This window comes from Diaphorobacter ruginosibacter (assembly GCF_014395975.1).
GTDB classification, from domain to species: Bacteria; Pseudomonadota; Gammaproteobacteria; order Burkholderiales; family Burkholderiaceae_C; genus Diaphorobacter_A; species Diaphorobacter_A ruginosibacter.
Genome location: NZ_CP060714.1, coordinates 3,242,173 through 3,260,347 on the forward strand (window position 1 = coordinate 3,242,173; position 18,175 = coordinate 3,260,347).

13 protein-coding genes and 3 tRNA genes are annotated in these 18,175 nt (G+C 63.8%); 4 read left to right on the forward strand and 12 right to left on the reverse strand.

All coding sequences use genetic code 11. From position 1 onward, the window contains the following. The first annotated feature begins 75 nt into the window (after positions 1–75). Positions 76–285, forward strand: coding sequence for a hypothetical protein (locus H9K76_RS14775; RefSeq protein ID WP_187596135.1), 210 nt, complete (start codon positions 76–78; stop codon positions 283–285). 135 nt (positions 286–420) lie between these two features. Here H9K76_RS14775 and typA read toward each other — a convergent pair whose 3' ends face one another. The 11 genes from typA to rnr all read right to left on the reverse strand — a co-directional run bounded on the left by typA (position 421) and on the right by rnr (position 14,526). Next, complete coding sequence (typA, locus tag H9K76_RS14780) at positions 421–2,244, reverse strand: translational GTPase TypA (RefSeq protein ID WP_187596136.1); 1,824 nt, start codon at positions 2,242–2,244, stop codon at positions 421–423. Next, positions 2,241–3,224, reverse strand: a complete 984-nt coding sequence (gene truB, locus H9K76_RS14785) for a tRNA pseudouridine(55) synthase TruB (RefSeq protein ID WP_187596137.1) — start codon at positions 3,222–3,224, stop codon at positions 2,241–2,243. The genes typA and truB overlap by 4 nt, the downstream gene beginning before the upstream one ends. A 2-nt stretch (positions 3,225–3,226) precedes the next feature. Then, a complete protein-coding gene (gene rbfA / locus H9K76_RS14790; protein ID WP_187596138.1) occupies positions 3,227–3,595 on the reverse strand; it encodes a 30S ribosome-binding factor RbfA in 369 nt (122 codons plus the stop codon). Positions 3,596–3,622: 27 nt separating this feature from the next. Beyond that, positions 3,623–6,487 (reverse strand): translation initiation factor IF-2, encoded by a 2,865-nt coding sequence (gene infB / locus H9K76_RS14795; RefSeq protein ID WP_187596139.1) that lies wholly within the window; start codon positions 6,485–6,487, stop codon positions 3,623–3,625. A 24-nt stretch (positions 6,488–6,511) separates the two neighbouring features. Continuing rightward, positions 6,512–7,996 (reverse strand): transcription termination factor NusA, encoded by a 1,485-nt coding sequence (nusA, locus tag H9K76_RS14800; RefSeq protein WP_187596140.1) that lies wholly within the window; start codon positions 7,994–7,996, stop codon positions 6,512–6,514. A 90-nt stretch (positions 7,997–8,086) separates the two neighbouring features. Next, positions 8,087–8,665: a ribosome maturation factor RimP gene (gene rimP, locus H9K76_RS14805; RefSeq protein ID WP_187596141.1), complete on the reverse strand. Its 579-nt coding sequence runs from the start codon at positions 8,663–8,665 to the stop codon at positions 8,087–8,089. Positions 8,666–8,855: 190 nt separating this feature from the next. Then, positions 8,856–9,257 (reverse strand): thioredoxin family protein, encoded by a 402-nt coding sequence (locus tag H9K76_RS14810; protein ID WP_343066230.1) that lies wholly within the window; start codon positions 9,255–9,257, stop codon positions 8,856–8,858. A gap of 9 nt (positions 9,258–9,266) precedes the next feature. Beyond that, positions 9,267–10,559, reverse strand: a complete 1,293-nt coding sequence (locus tag H9K76_RS14815) for a c-type cytochrome (protein ID WP_187596142.1) — start codon at positions 10,557–10,559, stop codon at positions 9,267–9,269. Beyond that, the gene (locus H9K76_RS14820) at positions 10,556–11,296 is read right to left on the reverse strand and encodes a c-type cytochrome (protein WP_187596143.1); all 741 of its coding nucleotides are present in this window, start codon (positions 11,294–11,296) and stop codon (positions 10,556–10,558) included. Before H9K76_RS14820 ends, H9K76_RS14815 begins: the two co-directional genes overlap by 4 nt. Before the next feature lie 30 nt (positions 11,297–11,326). Next, on the reverse strand, positions 11,327–12,091 hold the full coding sequence (locus H9K76_RS14825) for an SDR family oxidoreductase (protein WP_187596144.1): 765 nt from the start codon (positions 12,089–12,091) through the stop codon (positions 11,327–11,329). Positions 12,092–12,225: 134 nt separating this feature from the next. Next, a complete protein-coding gene (rnr, locus tag H9K76_RS14830; protein ID WP_187600658.1) occupies positions 12,226–14,526 on the reverse strand; it encodes a ribonuclease R in 2,301 nt (766 codons plus the stop codon). 34 nt (positions 14,527–14,560) lie between these two features. On the opposite strand from rnr, the gene H9K76_RS14835 reads away from it, so the two are divergent. From H9K76_RS14835 to H9K76_RS14845, 3 genes are all read left to right on the forward strand, one after another. Beyond that, positions 14,561–14,645, forward strand: a tRNA-Leu gene (locus H9K76_RS14835). Positions 14,646–14,803: 158 nt separating this feature from the next. After that, positions 14,804–14,888 (forward strand) — tRNA-Leu (locus tag H9K76_RS14840). Between the two features lie 199 nt (positions 14,889–15,087). Further along, positions 15,088–15,172, forward strand: a tRNA-Leu gene (locus H9K76_RS14845). A 192-nt stretch (positions 15,173–15,364) separates the two neighbouring features. On the opposite strand, the gene H9K76_RS14850 is transcribed toward H9K76_RS14845, so the two are convergent. Continuing rightward, positions 15,365–18,061 (reverse strand): DUF349 domain-containing protein, encoded by a 2,697-nt coding sequence (locus H9K76_RS14850; RefSeq protein ID WP_246475038.1) that lies wholly within the window; start codon positions 18,059–18,061, stop codon positions 15,365–15,367. Between the last annotated feature and the right edge of the window lie 114 nt (positions 18,062–18,175).

Genomic DNA, 18,175 nt, shown 5'->3' on the forward strand with positions numbered 1-18,175 from the left:
AGCCGGCATTCCACCCCATGGCACGGTTACTGCGTAGGAAGCCTGCGTTATCCATTTGACTATGAGGGACCAGCCATGGATTTTTTGACCAACATCGAGCACCTGCCGATAGGCGCAAGAAAGGTCTTGCGGGAAAGAAAGCTGGTCTTGCCGACATCCCTGATGCAGGCGTCGGACCATGAGCTGCTGGGAATCAAGGGCATTGGCCCGATCAAGCTTCGGATACTTCGGCGCGCGTGCGCGGCAGCCCTGAAAAGCGAGGCGACATCAGCGAAAGCCTTTTAAGCCGCGCCCGGCGGCGGGGCGGATCCTGCGAGAACCGATCACCCAAGAAAAAAGCGCACGCTCTTGCGAGGTGCGCTTTTCTTATTGCGAATGGGGAAAGCTGCGGGACATCCCGCTGCCCTCCCCATCCATCGATCACTCGCGCGATGCGCGCTTGCGATCGTGTTCCTTCAGGTGGCGCTTGCGCAGGCGCACCGACTTCGGCGTGATTTCCGCCAGTTCGTCGTCCTCGATGAACTCGACGCCGTATTCCAGCGTGAGGTCGATCGGAGGCGTGATCTTGATCGCGTCTTCCTTGCCGGACACGCGGAAGTTGGTCAGCTGCTTGGTACGCGTGGCGTTCACCACCAGATCGTTGTCGCGGTTGTGCACGCCCACGATCATGCCTTCGTACACCGGATCGCCGGCCTTCACGAACATGCGGCCACGGTCGTCGAGCTTGCCCAGGGCGTAGGTGAAGATTTCACCGTCGTCCATGGAGATCAGCACGCCATTCTTGCGACCACCGATGTCGCCCTTGTGCGGCTCGTAGCTGTCGAAGATGTTGGAGATCAGGCCGGAACCGCGTGTGAGGTTCAGGAATTCGTTGGTGAAGCCGATCAGGCCACGGGCCGGAATGCGGTACTCAAGGCGAACGCGGCCACGGCCGTCGGACTCCATGTTCACCAGTTCGCCCTTGCGCTCGCCCAGGGCCTGCATCACGCCGCCCTGATGACCTTCCTCGAGGTCGGCCGTGACGAGTTCGATCGGCTCGTGCTTCACGCCGTCGATGTCGCGGAACACCACGCGCGGCTTGGAGACAGCCAGCTCGTAGCCTTCGCGGCGCATTTCTTCCAGCAGGATGGTCAGGTGCAGTTCACCGCGGCCAGCCACTTCGAAGATGCCGTCTTCGTCGGTTTCCTTCACGCGCAGCGCCACGTTGGAGCGCAATTCCTTCTGCAGGCGGTCCCAGATCTGGCGGCTGGTCACGAACTTGCCTTCGCGGCCCGCGAGCGGCGAGGTGTTCACGCAGAAGTTCATGGTCAGCGTGGGCTCGTCGATCTTGAGCATCGGCAGCGGCTGCGGATTGGTCGGGTCGGTGAGCGTCTCGCCGATACCGACGTTTTCGATACCGTTGACCAGCACGATGTCGCTCGGGCCGGCTTCGGTGACCTTCACGCGATCCAGACCCTGGAACTTCAGCACTTCGTTCACGCGGCCCTTGTAGGTATTGCCATCCGGGCCTGCCATCACCAGCACGTCCTGGCCGGGCTTGAGGGTACCGGCGTTGATACGGCCCACGCCGATACGGCCCACGAACGTGGAGTAGTCGAGCGCGGAAATCTGCATCTGCAGCGGAGCAGTCGGATCACCCTTCACCGAAGGCACGTGCTTCAGGATGGTGTCGAACAGGGCCGACATGTCGGGACCCCATTGTTCGCCCGGAGCACCCTCTTCCAGCGATGTCCAGCCGTTGATGCCCGATGCATACACCACCGGGAAGTCGAGCTGCTCGTCGGTCGCGCCGAGCTTGTCGAACAGGTCGAATGCCGCGTTGACCACGTAGTCGGGGCGCGCACCGGGCTTGTCCACCTTGTTCACCACGACGATCGGCTTGAGACCCAGGGCCAGTGCCTTCTTGGTCACGAAGCGCGTCTGGGGCATGGGGCCTTCCTGCGCATCGATCAGCAGCACCACGCCATCGACCATGGACAGCGCACGCTCCACTTCGCCGCCGAAGTCCGCGTGACCGGGTGTGTCGAGGATGTTGATGTGCGTGCCCTGCCAGCTCACCGCGCAGTTCTTCGCCAGAATCGTGATGCCGCGCTCACGTTCGATGGCGTTGTTGTCCATGACGGTGTCCACGACTTTTTCGTGTTCGGCAAAGGTGCCGGACTGGCGCAGCAGTTGGTCGACCATGGTGGTTTTGCCGTGGTCAACGTGCGCGATGATCGCAATATTGCGGATTTGTGTGCTCATAGCGTTGTTTCCAATGTGCCGCGTTCAGCCCGCGGCGAGCTTTCCAGAATTTGTTGAATTTCAATGGGGCTGAGCAAGCGGTCTGGTACCAGCTCTCCCCCCGTGACGTGACCGACTCCGAGCAGCGCACGCGGCTGCTCCCCGAACACCGCAACAGCCGCCGCATCGGGCCAGGAGCCGCGACGACGCATGCCCGAGAGAAAACGCCCGGCATTTTCGCCATCAAGCGTGACAGTTGTGTGCTTGTTCAAAAGTGTCTCGACCGGATGCACATGCTGCATGCGCTCTTCTTCGGTCATGGCTTCCAGATCGGCGAGCCCGACGCAGCGATCCACATGGATGCCGCCCGTGTCCACGCGCCGCAGCATGCGCAGATGGCCGCCGCAGCCCAGTGCCTCGCCGATGTCTTCACCCAGTGTGCGGATATACGTGCCCTTCGAGCATTGAACCTTCAGGTGCAGGAAGGGTTCGTCACCCTCCAGTCGCACATCCAGCATTTCCAGCTCGTGAATCACCACATTGCGCGCCTCGCGCTCGACCGTCCGGCCTTCGCGGGCATATTCGTAGAGTGCCTTGCCATCCTTCTTGAGCGCGCTGTGCATGGGGGGGACCTGAGCGATCGGGCCCATGAAGCGGTCCAGCACCTCAACGACCTGGCCCAGAGTGCATTGCACGGGACGCGTGCGCAGCACCTCGCCCTCGGCGTCCGCCGTGCTGGTGGTGACGCCCAGGCGTACGATGGTCTCGTAGGTCTTGTCGGCTTCCAGTTGCAGCTGGCTGAACTTGGTGGCCGCGCCGAAGCACAGCGGCAGAACGCCGCTGGCCAATGGATCGAGCGTCCCTGTATGACCCGCCTTCTCGGCGCGCAGCAACCACTTGACCTTCTGCAGGACGTCGTTGCTGGACCATCCCAGCGGCTTGTCGAGCAGCAACACCCCATGCACAGGGCGCCGCTGCACCCTTGTGCGTGGCGCGTTCATGCTCAGTCTTCCTTGGCGCGCGACGAGACGGCCTTGGCGATCAAGGCGTTCATGTCGGCCGCACGCTCGGTGGTGCGGTCGAAGTGGAAATGCAGCGTGGGCACGGTATGGATGTGCAGACGCTTGAAGAGGCCATTGCGCAGGAAGCCGGCGGACTGATTCAGTGCCTCTTCCGTCGCATCGGGATCGCCCACGAGCACGCTGAAGAAGACCTTCGCGTGCGCGTAATCGGGCGTCACCTCGACGCTCTGCAGGGTCACCATGCCAAGGCGCGGGTCCTTGAGCTCGCGGATCAGTTCAGCCAGATCGCGCTGAATCTGATCCGCGACCTTGAAGCCGCGGTTGGGCGTGGAGGATTTCTTCGCTGCCATGCTCTTGCTCCGCTCGTGCACGACGCCTTACAGCGTACGCGCGATCTCCTTGATTTCGAAGAGTTCGAGCTGGTCGCCTTCCTTGATGTCGTTGTAGTTGCGCAGCTTGATACCGCACTCGAAGCCTTCCTTGACTTCCTTGACATCGTCCTTATGGCGGCGGATCGACTCGACTTCGCCGGTGTAGATGACGATGTTGTCGCGCAGCAGGCGGAACTTGCAGTTGCGCTTGACTTCGCCGGAAGTGACGTAGGAACCGGCAACGGTGCCGATCTTGGACGCCACGAACACCGTGCGGATCTCGGCCGTACCGATGGCTTCCTCGCGCTGCTCCGGAGCCAGCATGCCCGACATCGCTGCCTTCACTTCATCCACGGCGTCGTAGATGATGTTGTAGTAGCGGATGTCCACATCGTTGCCTTCAGCGGTCTTGCGGGCCTGGGCATCCGCACGCACGTTGAAGCCGATGACGATGGCCTTGGAGGCAATCGCCAGGTTGACGTCGGACTCGCTGATACCGCCAACGCCCGAGTACACGATCTGTACCTTGATCTCGTCGGTGGACAGCTTGAGCAGCGATGCGGCAAGCGCTTCCTGCGAGCCCTGCACGTCGGCCTTGATGATGAGGGGCAGAGTCTGCACTTCGCCCGCGCCCATTTCGGCAAACATGTTCTCGAGCTTCGCCGCCTGCTGCTTGGCCAGCTTGGTGTTGCGGAACTTGCCTGCGCGGTAGGTCGCGATTTCACGGGCGCGGCGTTCGTCGGCCAGCACCATGAAGTCGTCACCTGCCTGCGGCACTTCGCTCAGACCCTGGATTTCGACAGGGATCGACGGACCGGCTTCCTTGGTCTGCTTGCCGTCCTCGTCCAGCATGGCGCGCACGCGGCCGAAGGTCTGGCCTGCCAGCACCACGTCACCGACCTTGAGCGTACCGGACTGCACCAGCACGGTCGCCACGGAGCCGCGGCCCTTGTCGAGCTGGGCTTCGATCACGATACCCTTGGCGGCGGCGTCGACCGGAGCCTTGAGCTCCAGCACTTCCGCCTGCAGCAACACCTGCTCGAGCAGTTCGTCGATACCCATGCCGGTCTTGGACGACACGGCCACGAATGGCGAATCGCCACCGTACTCTTCGGGCACCACTTCCTCGACCACGAGTTCCTGCTTGACGCGCTCGACGTTGGCTTCAGGCTTGTCGGCCTTGGTGATGGCGACCACGATCGGCACACCAGCCGCCTTCGCGTGCTTGATGGCTTCCTTGGTCTGCGGCATCACGCCGTCGTCGGCGGCAGCCACCAGAATCACGATGTCGGTAGCCTGCGCACCACGGGCACGCATGGCTGTGAAGGCCTCGTGACCCGGAGTATCCAGGAAGGTGACGATGCCGCGCGGCGTCTCGACGTGGTATGCGCCGATGTGCTGCGTGATGCCGCCCGCTTCGCCCACCGCCACCTTGGAGCGGCGGATGTAGTCCAGCAGCGAGGTCTTGCCGTGGTCGACGTGACCCATCACGGTCACCACCGGTGCGCGTGGCAGCTGCTCGGCTTCGGAGTTGGAGACTTCCTCGTCGGTGAATGCTTCCGGATCGTCCAGCGCCGCCACCTTGGCAGTGTGGCCCATTTCCTCGACCACGATCATGGCGGTGTCCTGGTCCAGCGACTGGTTGATGGTGACCATCTGGCCCATCTTCATCAGCACCTTGATCAGCTCGCCAGCCTTGACCGCCATCTTGTGCGCCAGTTCGGCCACGGTGATGGTTTCCGGCACATGCACTTCGATCGCGCGGAATTCCACCGGAGCGTTCTGCTGGTGGTCGTTGCGATCATTGCCGCGACGGCCACCGCGCGGTCCACCGCGCCAGTTGGAGCGGTTGTTCACGCCACCCGAGGCATCGCCGCGGGTCTTGATTTCCTTCTTCTTCGCACCGTCGTTGGCCCAGCTCGAGGACAGCTTGGAAGACTTCACTTCCTTGCCTGCCCCCGCAGCCGCGCCAGCGCCCGCCGGAGCAGGCGCAGCGCCACGCGCACCGCCCGTGCCCGTGGCCGGCTTGTGCAACGTGCCCTTCTTGGCGTCGGCGGCAGCCTTGGGGGCCGGCTTCGGCTCCTCGGGCTTCTTCGCGACCAGCACCTTCTTGGGAGCAGCCATCATCGCGCGAATGGCCTCGGCTTCCGCCAGGGCCTTCTTGCGGCGATCGTCCAGGTCGGCCGCACGTGCGGCTTCCTCGTCGGCACGCGCCTTCGATTCCGCTTCGGCCTTGGCACGCGCCTCGGCCTGTGCCTTGGCACGCGCTTCGGCTTCGGCCGCGGCCTCCGCGGCGGCTTCCTTGCGTGCGGCGTTGGCCTGTGCCTTCTTCTCGGCTTCCTGGGCCATGTAGGCGGCAGCACGCTCCTCGGCTTCGCGCTCGCGGCGCTCACGCTCTTCGCGTTCGCGGCGCTGCTCGGCCAGATCCTGCTCCTGGCGGCTGATCAGCTCGGCATTGCGGCGAGCCTCTTCTTCGCGGCGGACCAATTCCTTGTCCTCTGCGGAGTGCTCTTCCTGCGCTGCGGCATGGGCCTCTGCGGCGGCTTCGGCTGCAGCGCCGTCCACGCCATCTTCGCGCTTGACGAAGGTACGCTTCTTGCGCACTTCAACCTGAATGGTGCGAGCCTTGCCCGTGGCATCGGCCTGCTTGATTTCGCTAGTGGATTTTTTCACCAAAGTAATTTTCTTGCGATCTGCACCTGACGTGCCATGGCTGGCCTGCAGATAGGCAAGCAGCTTCTGCTTGTCACCCTCGGTCAGGGCATCGCTGGGAGATGCCTTTGCCACACCTGCGGACTTCAGTTGGTCCAGCAGCATGGCGGGGGTTTTCTTGAGCTCGGTGGCGAACTCGGCGACTGTGTTACTCGACATATTGTGCTCGTACCTCCCTGACCTTTACTCTTGACCTGTGAACCAGTGCTCGCGTGCCTTCATGATCAAGGCTTTCGCTTCTTCAGCAGACTGTCCGGTCAGTTCGGTCAGTTCATCAATGGCCAGATCGGCCAGATCGTCACGGGTATTCACGCCGGCGGCAACCAGCTTGTCGATCTGTTCAGGCGTCAGGCCGTCCAGCGAACGCAGATCCTGCGACACGCCGTCCACACTCTCTTCACGTGCGATTTCCATGGTGAGCAGTGCGTCCTTGGCACGCACGCGCAGCTCGTTCACGGTATCTTCATCGAAGCTTTCGATCTCCAGCATTTCCTGCAGCGGCACATAGGCCACTTCCTCGAGGCTGGTGAAACCTTCCTCGATCAGGATGTCGGCGATCTCCTCGTCCACGTCCAGCTTGTCCATGAACAACTGGCGCGCGGCGCTGGTCTCGTCCGCCTGTTTCTGGGCGGATTCGGCTGCGTCCATGATGTTGATCTTCCAACCGGTGAGGTCGGAAGCCAGGCGCACGTTCTGGCCGCCGCGGCCGATGGCGATGGCGAGGTTTTCCTCGTCGACCACCACGTCCATGGCGTGCTTTTCCTCGTCAACGACGATGGACGTCACGTTCGCGGGCGCCAGTGCGCCAATCACGAACTGCGCCGGGTCCTCGGACCACAGCACGATGTCCACGCGTTCGCCGGCAAGCTCATTGGTCACCGCATTCACGCGGGTGCCGCGCACGCCGACGCAGGTGCCGATGGGGTCCACGCGCTTGTCGTGGCTCAGCACGGCGATCTTGGCGCGGCTGCCCGGGTCGCGGGCGCAGCTCTTGATCTCCAGGAGGCCCTGCTCGATTTCCGGCACTTCGTTGCGGAACAGCTCGATCATGAACTCGGGCGCGGAGCGCGAGAGGATGATCGGAGCGCCACGCAGCGTGAGGTCCACTTCCATGATCATGGCGCGGACGCGGTCACCATTGCGCAGGTTTTCCTTCGGGATCATTTCCGAGCGGCGCAGGCGGCCTTCGACACGGCCGGACTCGACGATGATGTCGCCCTTGTCCATGCGCTTGACGGTGCCTGTGAAGATCTTCTCGCCACGGCTCATGAAGTCGTTGAGCAGCATTTCGCGCTCGGCGTCGCGGATCTTCTGCAGGATGACCTGCTTGGCAGCCATCGCGCCGATACGGCCGATCGGCACGGACTCGACTTCTTCCTCGATGTATTCGCCCACGGCGATGCCGGGCACGCGGTCCTGCGCATCCATCAGCAGCTCTTCGGCGTCGGGGTTCTGCAGGCCTGCGTCATCGGGCACGACCACCCAGCGACGGAAAGTGTCGTATTCGCCGCTATCACGATCGATAGCCACGCGGATGTCCACCTCGCCCGCATAGAGCTTCTTGGTGGCCTGCGCGAGGGCGGATTCGACGGCGCCCAGCACCACATCGCGCTCAACATTCTTTTCACGCGAAATGGCCTCAACCAACATCAACAATTCGCGATTCATTCGACGACTCTCCTGTTTCAATCACTTTGGGGCGAAGCCAGCATCATTTCGTGGCTTGGCATACCCGAATATTTCAAACGTTCAACCCGCCTATTGGCCTGGTTTGGCGCTGCGACCCTTGAAATTCACGATGGGTGCAAGACGCGCCTCGCGCAATTCATCGAACGTGAAGCCCAGTGCCTGCAGTGGCGCCGGCTCACGCTTCTTGCTCACGCGCTGGCCGGGCTTGACCGGTGGCGCATCGCTCCAGACGACCTGCCATCCACCGTTATCGGCACGCTCCAGCGTTCCGCGAAACTTCTTTCGATTGGCGCTGACCAGTGCGCCGCCGGCTGCACCCACCGGCTCCTTGAGCGTGATGTCGACTTCTTCGCCCTCAAAACGCTGAAAATCCTGTTCATTGCGCAGGAGACGATCAATCCCCGGGGAGGACACCTCAAGGCGGGTGTATTCGACAGCGTCGACCTCGAGCGCGAACTGCAGCTGGCGCGTGACCTTCTCGCAATCTTCCACCGTGATGAATTGCTCAGCCGATGGCTCCTGCCCGGCATCCGGCTGCCACGGAAGGTCGATGGTGATTCTCAAGAGGCCGCCTGCGGAGCGTTCGATCTCCACCAGGTCATAGCCCAGCCCGGTCACGGTTTGTTCAACGATTTGCTGCAATGCCACGTATGTGCTCGTTCCTGTATCCCGAATGCGCATTCAGGACGCCTGCCTGCAAGAACAACTCACAAAGCAAACGCCCAAAAAAAAAGGGCGGTTAGTAATCCGCCCGTTTGGTCGTGAAGATGCCATTATAGCCCGAATGCGGGTTTATGCATAGACAAAGAAGCCGCCGGCACGGCCATGCGAAGGCAGTTCAGCGCTGCGAATTTACAATTCGTTGCAGCAATGCATCGGCCTGCGCGTCGGGTGAGCGTGCACCCTCCTGTATCAGTCGCTTGAGCAACGTGCCCACAAGCGCGGGCTGCGGCAGCACCGGCCCGAGGAAGCGCGCCTCGCCCCCTTCTGCAATCAACAGGGTGGGAAAGGTCTCAACCTCATAGTCGCCCATCGACTCCTCTTCATCCTCGACGTCAACCCAGCGAAACTCCACCCCTGGAAACTGCGCAGCAAGCTGTTCGAACTGCGGTTGGTACTGGTTGCAGACCACGCACCACTGCGCACACAGGCAGATCACGCGCTGCACCGGCCCCACAGCGGCGGCAGTGTCAGGAGCGGCATTCACGGGCATGTCGATCATCGGCTCGAAGGAAGTCACACAGGATGCTCAGGAGCCACGGCGCTCGCGTGTACGGTACACATCCGCCGCGTCCAGAGAAGAAGCACGATTATCCCAAGCGTTGCGTATGTACGTGACGACCGCGGCAATTTCCCTGTCGTCGAGCACGTGCAGGAACGGCGGCATGCCCTGCGGCTGCGGATTGCCCGCGGTCGCAGGCATGTAGCCGCCCTGCAGCACCATGCGTACCACGTTGGTAGGACTGTGCATCGTGACTGCACGATTGCCCGCCAGGGCCGGGAATGACTCGCCATCACCCTGCCCCCGGTCGCCATGGCATTCCGCGCAGTTGTTGCGGTAGATCGTGGCTCCCAGCGCCATGGTGGACTCGGCGGGTGGCGGAGCATTTTCCGCACGAGCCCCGCCCTCCCGTGCCTCATGCGGAGGAAGCGCGCGCAGATACGTGGCCATGGAGCGCAGGTCGCCATCGTTCAGGTACTGCGTGCTGCGGAACACCACTTCGGCCATGGGGCCCGAAACACTCGCGTGCGACGTCGTGCCCACCTTCAGCAGCCGCTCCACATCCTCGACCGACCAGTTCGCCACACCCGCCTCGAGCGGCGAATTGAGCGCGGGCGCATACCAGTTCTGCACCGGGATCAATCCGCCACGGAACGCGGCGCCTTCCTGCGTGGCACCCAGCACATTGCGCGGCGTATGGCAGGCAGCGCAGTGCCCCAGGCCCTGGGCCAGGTAGGCACCGCGGTTCCAGTCCGCAGATTTTTCCTGCCGGGGCGCGAACGCCTGAGGCCGAAAGAACATTGCCCGCCAGCCGGCCAGCGCAAGCTGTGAATTGAAAGGGAAGTCCAGCGCATTCGGGCGATTGGCCTGATCGACGGCCGGAAGGCTGCGCAGGTAGGCCCAGATCGCATCCGAATCCTCGCGCGTCATCTGGGTGTAGCTGGTGTAGGGAAACGCCGGGTACAACAGCCGGCCATCGCGTGCCCGGCCGTTATGCATCGCGCGCCAGAATTCCGCCGAGTTCCATTCGCCGATGCCGGCACTCAGCGCGGGCGTCAGATTGGTCGAGTAGATGATGCCAAACGGCGTCTCGATCGCCCGGCCTCCCGCAAAGGGCGCTCCGCCCGCCACGGTGTGGCATGCCATGCAGTTGCCGGCACGTGCAAGGTACTCGCCCTTGCGGATCAGCTCGGGACTGATCTGCACGGTCTCGGTTGCTGGAATCGGCGCTTCGTCCAGGCGATTGAGCCGGTACACGGCCGCCGCGCCAACGGCGCCCAGCAGCAGCACGCCCACCAGAAGCTTCAGGGATCGCCTCATCGCGCCACACCTCCACAGCGGATCGGCATGGGCTGCTCCGCCCGCGCAGCCGGAGCACCATCACCCGGAACCACCTGCGCAGACAGCCACGCGGAAACGGCGCTGACGTCCTCCGCGCTCATCAACCTGGCTACCGCGGCCATGCAATCGGGCTGCTGCGCGTGGCGCCGCCCTGACTGCCACGCACCCAACTGGCTGTTCAGGTAGTCGCGCGGCAGACCCAGCAGCCCCGGAACAAAAGGATTCACGCCGGTCATCGCCTTGCCGTGGCACTGCACGCACGCCGGCAGCGAACGGGCCGTATCGCCTTCGAACACCAGCTTGCGCCCCCGCTCCAGCAGCGAGGCTGGCTCCTGTGGCGGCACCGGCTCGGGATACGGCACCTTGAGCGACGCAAAGTGCTCGGCCATGGCGAGCAGATACTCATCCGTGAGGTTTTCAAGCAGATACGACATGGTCGGGTAACTGCGCCGACCATCACGGATGTTCAACAGTTGGTTGTAGAGGTAGCCCACGGGCTTGCCGGCAAGGCGCGGGAAATAGCCTCCGGGCGTGGATCGCCCCTGCACCCCATGGCAGGTGGTGCAGGCCAGCGTGCGGGTCGCCATGCCATCGGGGTCATGCGCCCTGGCCGCGAAATCCGGTGCACTGGCAACCTGCGCGTAGGCACTTGCCACCGCCATCGCCAGCAAGCCGCCGGCGAGCAGCGGGCGAAGCCATGCCTGCAACCGCCTCATGCCGCAGACCCTGCGACACGGACGCAAGACTCAGCCACGGCCGACGAATGGCATCTTGGTGGCCATCACGGTGTGGAACAGGACATTGGCTTCCAGCGGCAGGTTTGCCATGTAGAGCACCGACTGGCCGACGATGGATACATCCATCAACGGCTCCTCAGCCACCTGGCCATGTGCCTGCATCACGCCCTGGGTCAGGCGCTGCGCGAGTTCGGTGCCCGCATTGCCCACGTCGATCTGCCCCACGGCAATGTCGTACTTGCGGCCATCGAGCGAGGCGGTCTTGGTGAGTCCCATCACCGCATGCTTGGTGGCGGTGTAGGCAATGGAGTTGGGGCGCGGCGCGTGTGCCGAGATCGAACCGTTGTTGATGATGCGGCCACCCCGGGGCGTCTGCGACTTCATCACCCGGAAGGCGTTCTGCAGGCAATAGAACATACCGCTCAGATTGGTATCGACCACCGCCTTCCAGTCCTCGACCGACAGGTCTTCGAGAGGGATGGCCGGAGCGCCGATGCCCGCGTTGTTGAACAGCATGTCCACGCGGCCAAACCGGGCGACGGCGGCATCGAAAGCGCTGCGCACGGATTGCGGATCGGTCACGTCGCAGGTCACCACCAGCGCTCGGTCACCAGCGCCCGCCTGCTCCGCGGTTGCCTTGAGCGGCTCCTCGCGACGCCCTGTCAGCACCACCTGCCAGCCATCGGCCAGCAGCGCCAGCGCTGCCGCCCTGCCGATACCCGAACCCGCGCCCGTCACCAGCGCCACCTTCGACTTAGCCTTGTTGTCCGCCATCTCTGCGTCATCTCCTGTGTGCAGGCGCTCTTCGCCGCCTGCCTGTTCATTCGTGCGATTCGTGCGATCGTCTTGCCCACGCCCGCTCGGCCTGCCTTCCCGGGTGCCGGCACGCATGCGCCGACACCGGAGCATCAGCGCGGGGACTTGCGTCCCTTGCCGGCTGCCTTGCGCGATCCCTTCTTGCTGATCGGCTTGGCCGCCCGCGCGGACTTGTCCTGCTTGCCATCCTTGGCATGACCGGCCTTTCCGGCGCGGGGCATATCCTTCTCGCGTGCGCGGGCCATGTCCTCGGGGCGCGTGGCTCCTCGCGGTGCGGAGCGCGCAGTATGCCCCACGTTGGTGCGCTGCCGGGCCGATGTCGCAGCGGAAAGCTCGAGATCGTCGAGCACGAGACGGAAGTCGATCTTGCGGCCATCCAGGTCCACGCGGCTGACCTGCACCCGCACCCGTGCGCCAATGGCATAGCGGATGCCCGTGCGCTCGCCGCGCAGTTCCTGGCGCACCTCGTCGAACTTGAAGTATTCGCCACCCAGCTCGGTGATGTGCACCAGTCCTTCCACATAGAGCTCATCGAGCGTGACGAACACGCCGAAGGTGGTGACCGCGGTGACGACGCCGCTGTATTCCTCGCCCAGGTGCTCGCGCATGTAGCGGCACTTGAGCCAGGCCTCCACATCGCGGCTGGCCTCATCGGCGCGGCGCTCGTTGGCGCTGCAATGCAGGCCCGCGGCCTCCCAGGCCTCGAGCTCGCGGCGCGCGGACATCGACAGCGGCTTGAGTTCGGGCTCCTTCACGCGCCCGGCCAGCCGCTTGACCAGCTTGTCGTACGCCTCGCCCTGCTCCGGCAGCGTGGGCAGCTTGTACTTGGTGTTGTTCAGGATCGACTTGATCACGCGGTGGACCAGCAGATCGGGGTAGCGCCGGATCGGGCTGGTGAAGTGCGTGTAGGCCTCGAACGCCAGCCCGAAGTGGCCGCTGTTGTAGGGCGAATAGATCGCCTGCTGCATCGATCGCAGCAGCATGGTGTGGATCTGCTGGGCGTCCGGGCGATCCTTCGTCGCGTTGGCGATCATCTGGAACTCGGCCGTCTTCGGCTCGTCGCTGATCGTCAGTCCCACCCCGAGGGCCTTGAGGTAGGCACGCAGGATCTCGACCTTCTCGGGCGTCGGGCCATCATGCACGCGGAACAGGCCCGGGCGCTTCGACTGCTGGATGAAATCGGCACTGCAGACGTTGGCCGCCAGCATCGCCTCCTCGATCAGGCGGTGCGCCTGGTTGCGCACGCGCGGCACGATCTTCTCGATGCGGCCGTTCTCGTCGCAGACGATCTGGGTTTCCGTGGTCTCGAAATCGACCGCGCCCCGGCGCTGGCGCGATCCGAGCAGCGAGGTATAGACACCGTGCAGGTTCAACAGGTCCTGCACGCGATCCTTGCGCCGCGCGGCTTCCGGGCCGCGCGTGTTGCCCAGGATGGCCGCGACCTCCGTGTACGTGAAGCGCGCATGGCTCCACATCACGGCCGGATAGAACTGGTAGGCGTGGATCTCTCCATCGGCCGTGATCAGCATGTCGCAGACCATGCACAGGCGATCGACCTCAGGATTCAGCGAGCACAGGCCGTTCGAGAGCTTTTCCGGCAGCATGGGAATCACGCGGCGCGGGAAATACACGCTGGTCGCACGTTCGTAGGCATCCACATCGATCGCGTTGCCGTTTTCGACGTAGTGGCTTACGTCGGCAATGGCCACCAGCAGGCGCCACCCCTTGGAACGCCCCACCTTGGCCGGTTCGCAGTACACGGCATCATCAAAATCGCGCGCATCCTCGCCATCGATGGTGACCAGCGGAACATCGGTCAGGTCGACACGGCGGCGCTTGTCCTGCGCCCGCACCTTCTCGGGCAGGGCCTTGGCCTCGGCAAGGCATTGCTGCGAGAACTCGTGCGGCACGCCATACTTGCGCACCGCGATCTCGATCTCCATGCCGGGATCATCCACCTCGCCCAGCACCTCGGTCACGCGGCCGACCGGCTGGCCGTAGAGCGCAGGCGGCTCCGTCAGTTCGACCACCACGACCTGGCCGGGCTTGGCCGTACCCGTTGCACCCTTGGGAATCAGGACGTCCTGGCCATAGCGCTTGTCCTCGGGCGCGACCAGCCACACGCCGCTCTCGTTGAGCAGCCGACCGATGACGGGGTGGTGCGGGCGCTCCACGATCTCCAGGACACGGCCTTCGGGCCTCCCGCGCTTGTCGAGCCGCGCAATGCGCACCCGCACGCGGTCCCGGTGCAGAACCGCTCGCATCTCGTTTGCGGGAATGTAGATGTCCGGCTCGCCATCATCACGAATCACGAAGCCGTGGCCATCACGGTGTCCCTGCACGGTTCCTTCGATCTCTTCCAGCGGATTTGAGGGAAACGGCTGCGAGTGCATTTTTTTGATATACAATCTAAATCTTTCCTGAGATGCCCAGGTGGCGGAATTGGTAGACGCACTAGTTTCAGGTACTAGCGAGTAACATCGTGGAGGTTCGAGTCCTCTCCTGGGCACCAAGTTTAACGACTTCGGACGGCAGGCCGCTGAAAGTGAAGCGGCTTTTTTGTTTCTCTGGAAAACTTTGCTCTGCTTCGCAAGAAGTGAAGATCAAAGAAAGTTTGCGGATTTGATTTTTGAGCTCAAAAGTTAAATTACAATAGCAGACGCTTTATAAGCCCAGGTGGCGGAATTGGTAGACGCACTAGTTTCAGGTACTAGCGAGTAACATCGTGGAGGTTCGAGTCCTCTCCTGGGCACCAAACACAAAAACCCGATCATGCATTGCGTGATCGGGTTTTTCGTTTGGCGCGTCGAAAGACCGATGCAGCCTACCCATCGCAGGTCTCTGAGTCGATCCGCGACGGCAGGCGGATCAAGCCACCGAAAAGGCATTTCAAAAAATCTGCAATTTTTCCAGCCACCCCGAAAAATCACGCTATAATTTCAGCTTCCCTGAAAGCCCAGGTGGCGGAATTGGTAGACGCACTAGTTTCAGGTACTAGCGAGTAACATCGTGGAGGTTCGAGTCCTCTCCTGGGCACCAAACACCGAAACCCGATCATGCACATGTGTGATCGGGTTTTTTGTTTGTGCAGGCGCACACGCACCTGCCACTCCTCCGGTCGTCTATGCGCCATACGACACGTACAGGTTCTCAGCAGCCCCTCCCCTGCAGGCATGAAAAAACGCCCTGCACTTTCATGCAGGGCGTGGGCGGGCACCAGATCGGCGCGCCTTATTTCTTCAGCAGCACCTTCAGCGCATTCTGCAGACGACGCGCCGTTGCCTCGTCGCTTGCGGCACTGAGCACGCTCGCGACATCCTTGCCCCAGGTCTCCTGTGGCGAGGGGTCATTGCGACGCGTGAGCAGTTGCAGCTGGTAGGCGCGGCGTGCGGTCAGTTGATCGGCAGGTGTCGGCACATCGGCCGCGATTTCCAGGCGCAGCAGCGCATTGCCATCGACCGGCTTGGCCCCGCCACCCAGCGCCTGTGCCCACGCAGCGCGCACGGCGGGCTGTACCCGGCCCAGTTCCTGAACCGTCGGCAGCTTTTCCGCGTCACGGCCTTCCCATGCGGACAGCAGGCGCGTCAGCGTTTCGCCATGCGCCTGTGCGGCCAGCTTGCGCAGTGCGTTCTGTGCATGGTCCATCGCGTCGCGCTGCGCACGGAATGCAGAGTCGCCAAGGCGCGGTGCGCGCGGCGCATCGCCGCGATCACGACCATCGCGGCCATCCCGGCCGAAGCGTCCCTCGCCACGGCCGCCCGTACGGTCGCCGCCGCGATCCCCACGGCCGCCTCGGTCGTTGCGATCACCCTGGCGAGGACCACGGGCGGCCGCACCCTGTGCTGCAGGTGCAGGCTTGTTGGCACCCGGACGGTCGTCACCGCGAACCGCGATGACGGGACGTGCAGGCTTGGCCGCCACGGGCTTGGCCTCGCCGTCTTCCGGCGCGACGGTTTCAGAGTCTGCCGCCTCAGCTGCGCCGGCATCCAGAGCAGCCGCAGGTGCAGGCTCGGCGGATGCTGCAGAAGCCGCAGACGCCTCGGCAGATTGCTGCCTGATCGCAGCCTCCAGTGTTTCGATTGCGGTGCGGATCGCCTGAGCGTCGCCAGTGGCATTGGCCACCTCGAGCGCCTTGGCAGCATCCAGCACGGCCTTGTCACGCGCGCTGACCTGGGCTGTCTGGCGGTCACGGTCGGCGCTCTTGCGCTGGAAGGCATCGTCGATTGGCTTGCGGAACGCATCCCACAGCTTCTGTTCGCGCTTGCGGTCCAGCGGCACGGCTTGCGCCTCTGCCTGCCAGCGCTGTTGCAGCGCCTTCACGGCATCGATGCGCAGGGGCACCTGCGCGCTCAGCTCGGCGGATTCGTTGATCATCGCCTGGCGACGGTCAAGGCTCAGCTTCTGCGCGGTTTCGAGCGGTTTGGAGGCCTCGGCCAGCGTCTGCTTCCACAGCGGCTGCAGCTCGGCAAACACCTTTTCGCTCACATGGCCGCCATTGCGCCAACGTTCACTGAACTGGTGCAGGCCACGGCTGAGCGCCTTCCAGTCCTGCGACGCAGCGTGCTCCTGAGCCCATGCCTTGAGCTCGTCGATCAGTGCAACGCGGGCACCCTTGTGCTCCGCGGCCTCGGCTCGCACCTTGTCGAGCCAGCCTTCCACCACCTTGTGCGCGGTGTTGCACGCCTCGTCGAACCGCTTCCACAGCGCGTGATTGGCAGGAGCGCCCTGATCGGACTGCTTCCACTGCTCGCGCAGCTGGCGCAGGGTTTCCTGCATCTTGCGGCCACCAAGCTCCTGGCCTTCGGGGCGCTTGAGCAGCGCCTCCGCACGGTTGACCAGGTCTTCGCGGACCTGGTCTGCGCTCCAGCGCTGCCAGCCCTCGAGTTCGCCCGCTGCGATCAGAGCGGCATTCACCTGCTGCTCCAGTTCGCCCTCGACATGGCGGCCATGGGTCTTGAGCACGGCCCGCAGCGCGGCAGCCGCGCCAATGCTGGCCTTGCCATGGCCTTCCTTGGTTTCGGTCTCGAGCTTCGCCAGCGCTTCGCGAACCGCGGCCTGCGCCTTCTTGCGCACCTCGGGATCGACCTTGGGCTTGGCGGCCTCCTGAGCGACCTTGGCCGCCTTGGCGGCGGTCTCCGCCTCGGTGGGCAGGCCGCGCGCCGCACGGATTTCGTCAGCCCAGACGGGCACCGGAGGCAATGGGGCCTCTGCGCTGGCGGCCGCAGCCACCGTCTGCTTCAGCGCAGACTGGAAAGCATCCCAGACGGCGAGCAACTGCGTGCCCGAACTCTCGAGCATGGGCGGGAAACGCGCCTCGACGCTGGCCCACGACGTATCGGAGGTCAGCTCGCCGGCATGTTCCTGCCAGCGACCCACGTCGGTGGTAAGGCCTTCGAGCGCCGCCTCCGCATCGCGGAACGACTTGGTGGACAGCACCTCGATGCGCTGCGCCAGCAGCACGGCCGTCTCGCGCTGGACCTGCACGCGATGCTGCAGGTCTTCGATGACCTTCACGCGATCCGCGATCTGCGTCTTGAGCAACGAGAGCGGCTCGCGCGAGAGCGGTGCGCCGGCCTTGGCCGCATCGCGCTGCCACGCCAGGGCGTCGGCGATGGACAGGCGCGTGGCCGCCAGCAGCTTCGATGCCTTGTCCGCCCATTCCGCCGCGATGGCTTCCTGGCCCTGCATGCGCTTGATTTCGTCGAGACGCTCGCGCACGGCACGGGCAGCACCCTTGTCGCGTGCGCTCAACTCCTTGAACACTTCCTGCAATTGCTCCGGCGCGGGCTGCGACGCCAGCCACTCGCGAATGCGCGATGCGCGCTCTCCGGACGTTGCAGCGGAAAAGGCGCCACCCGTCAGCGCATCAAGCGGATGCGGTTCACTGGCTTTGGCGGGCGTCGGTGCCGCTTCGGGTGCGTCAGACATTTTGTTGCGAGAAGAAAAGGGGAACATGAAACCTATTGGATATGAATGAGGCAAAGCGCTGCGGCCGGCCTTCCGGCCGCGGCACATGCCGGCAAAGTTTCGCCAAACCGCTAT

Coding starts and splice junctions, on each gene's coding strand:
- H9K76_RS14775 (WP_187596135.1), top strand. CDS start 76: ATGGATTTTTTGACCAACATCGAGCACCTGCCGATAGGCGCAAGAAAG.
- typA (WP_187596136.1), bottom strand. CDS start 2,244: ATGAGCACACAAATCCGCAATATTGCGATCATCGCGCACGTTGACCAC.
- truB (WP_187596137.1), bottom strand. CDS start 3,224: ATGAACGCGCCACGCACAAGGGTGCAGCGGCGCCCTGTGCATGGGGTG.
- rbfA (WP_187596138.1), bottom strand. CDS start 3,595: ATGGCAGCGAAGAAATCCTCCACGCCCAACCGCGGCTTCAAGGTCGCG.
- infB (WP_187596139.1), bottom strand. CDS start 6,487: ATGTCGAGTAACACAGTCGCCGAGTTCGCCACCGAGCTCAAGAAAACC.
- nusA (WP_187596140.1), bottom strand. CDS start 7,996: ATGAATCGCGAATTGTTGATGTTGGTTGAGGCCATTTCGCGTGAAAAG.
- H9K76_RS14815 (WP_187596142.1), bottom strand. CDS start 10,559: ATGAGGCGATCCCTGAAGCTTCTGGTGGGCGTGCTGCTGCTGGGCGCC.
- H9K76_RS14820 (WP_187596143.1), bottom strand. CDS start 11,296: ATGAGGCGGTTGCAGGCATGGCTTCGCCCGCTGCTCGCCGGCGGCTTG.
- H9K76_RS14825 (WP_187596144.1), bottom strand. CDS start 12,091: ATGGCGGACAACAAGGCTAAGTCGAAGGTGGCGCTGGTGACGGGCGCG.
- rnr (WP_187600658.1), bottom strand. CDS start 14,526: ATGCACTCGCAGCCGTTTCCCTCAAATCCGCTGGAAGAGATCGAAGGA.
- H9K76_RS14850 (WP_246475038.1), bottom strand. CDS start 18,061: ATGTCTGACGCACCCGAAGCGGCACCGACGCCCGCCAAAGCCAGTGAA.